General features: G+C 72.7%; 1 protein-coding gene. It reads left to right on the top strand.

Annotated elements, in window-relative coordinates; translation table 11 throughout:
- Positions 1–56: 56 nt before the first annotated feature.
- Positions 57–1,487, top strand: a complete 1,431-nt coding sequence (locus tag ACH9D2_RS01770) for an L-serine ammonia-lyase (protein ID WP_396361040.1) — start codon at positions 57–59, stop codon at positions 1,485–1,487.
- Positions 1,488–1,528: the final 41 nt, after the last annotated feature.

The raw sequence follows: 1,528 nt of genomic DNA, 5'->3' as shown, positions 1-1,528 counted from the left end.
ACGTCCCACCCACCCCAGCCCCGCACCGGGGCACCACCTCCTTTGGAGCAACTGTCATGGCCATCAGCGTCTTCGAACTGTTCACCGTGGGCATCGGCCCCTCGAGCTCCCACACCGTCGGCCCCATGCGCGCCGCACGGCGCTTCGCCGAGACCCTGACCGGTGGCGACCTGCTGGAGCGCACCGCGGACCTGCGCGTGGACGTCTACGGGTCGCTGGCCGCGACCGGCCGCGGCCACGGCACCTTCACCGCGATCCTGCTCGGCCTGGAGGGCTACGACCCCGAGCAGGTCCTCCCCGACGAGGTGGAGGAGCGGCTCGCCGACATCGCCGCCACCGGGACGCTGCGCCTGTGCGCGGCCCTCGGGCGCCGCTCGGACATCCCCTACCGGGTCGAGGACATGGTGCAGCACCCGCTGACCATCCTGGAGCGGCACACCAACGGCATGCGCTTCCAGGCCCTCGACTCCTCGGGAGCCGTGCTGGCCGGGGAGACCTGGTTCTCCGTGGGCGGCGGGTTCATCGTCCAGGAGGGCGAGGAGGACGCCGCCGCGGCCGAGCTGGACGCCGCCAGCGCCCAGGTGCCCCACCCCTTCCGCACCGCCGCGCAGCTGCTGGGCCACTGCGACAGCACGGGCACCCCGATGAGCGCGGTGATGCTCGCCAACGAGAGGACCTGGCGCGACGAGAAGGAGATCCGGCAGCAGCTGCTGCACATCTGGACCGTGATGGAGGAGTGCAAGGACTCCAGCCTGCGGCGCACCGGTCCGCTGCCGGGCGGACTGGACGTCGCCCGCCGCGCCCCCGAGTGGCACCGGCGGCTGCGGACCGAGGACCCGGACCGGGACCCGGGGTTCTGGCCCGAGTGGGTGAACCTCGTGGCCCTGGCGGTCAACGAGGAGAACGCCTCCGGCGGGCGCGTGGTCACCGCCCCCACCAACGGGGCGGCCGGCATCATCCCGGCGGTGCTGTTCTACGCCACCCACTACTCCCCCGCCGTCCGCGCCGCCGCCGCGGAGGGCCCGGAGGCGCTCGAGGCGGCCAGGCAGGACATCGTGGTCCGCTTCCTGCTCACCGCCGGGGCGGTCGGGGTGCTCTACAAGGAGCAGGCCTCGATCTCCGGGGCCGAGGTCGGCTGCCAGGGCGAGGTCGGTTCCGCCTCCTCGATGGCCGCCGGCGGTCTCGCCGAGATCCTGGGCGGGACGCCGCGCCAGGTGGAGAACGCCGCGGAGATCGCCATGGAGCACAACCTCGGGCTGACCTGCGACCCGATCGGCGGACTGGTGCAGATCCCCTGCATCGAGCGCAACGCGATCGCCGCGGCCAAGGCGATCAACGCCGCCAAGATGGCGATGTGGGGCGACGGCACCCACCGGGTCAGCCTCGACGAGGTCATCGTGACCATGCGCGAGACCGGCAAGGACATGAGCCACAAGTACAAGGAGACCGCCCTGGGCGGACTCGCCGTCAACGTCGTGGAGTGCTGACCCGGCATCGCCGGAACACGTGACGGGGCCGGCCCGGTTCC

The sequence above is a fragment of the Kocuria rhizosphaericola genome, assembly GCF_044462205.1.
GTDB classification, from domain to species: domain Bacteria; phylum Actinomycetota; class Actinomycetes; order Actinomycetales; family Micrococcaceae; genus Kocuria; species Kocuria rhizosphaericola.
The sequence above is the reverse complement of the archived record's forward strand: the minus strand, read 5'-3'. Positions and strand labels throughout refer to the sequence as shown.

Bases quoted from the DNA above. Each gene is read 5' to 3' on its own strand.
- ACH9D2_RS01770 (WP_396361040.1), top strand. From the start codon at position 57: ATGGCCATCAGCGTCTTCGAACTGTTCACCGTGGGCATCGGCCCCTCG.